The organism is Bacillus sp. mrc49, from assembly GCF_002803435.1.
Genome location: NZ_PHNG01000394.1, coordinates 1 through 317, shown reverse-complemented (window position 1 = coordinate 317; position 317 = coordinate 1). Strand labels below are relative to the sequence as shown.

The following is a 317-nucleotide window of genomic DNA, read 5'->3' as shown; positions in this document are numbered from 1 at the left end:
TAGAAAGGAGGTGATCCAGCCGCACCTTCCGATACGGCTACCTTGTTACGACTTCACCCCAATCATCTGTCCCACCTTAGGCGGCTGGCTCCATGAAGGTTACCTCACCGACTTCGGGTGTTACAACCTCTCGTGGTGTGACGGGCGGTGTGTACAAGGCCCGGGAACGTATTCACCGCGGCATGCTGATCCGCGATTACTAGCGATTCCGGCTTCATGCAGGCGAGTTGCAGCCTGCAATCCGAACTGAGAATGGCTTTATGGGATTCGCTTACCTTCGCAGGTTTGCAGCCCTTTGTACCATCCATTGTAGCACG

General features: G+C 55.2%; 1 rRNA gene. It reads right to left on the bottom strand.

Going from position 1 to position 317, the window contains the following annotated elements:
- Window positions 1–3: 3 nt before the first annotated feature.
- Window positions 4–317 (bottom strand): 16S ribosomal RNA (locus CVN76_RS02465); the annotation flags it as partial.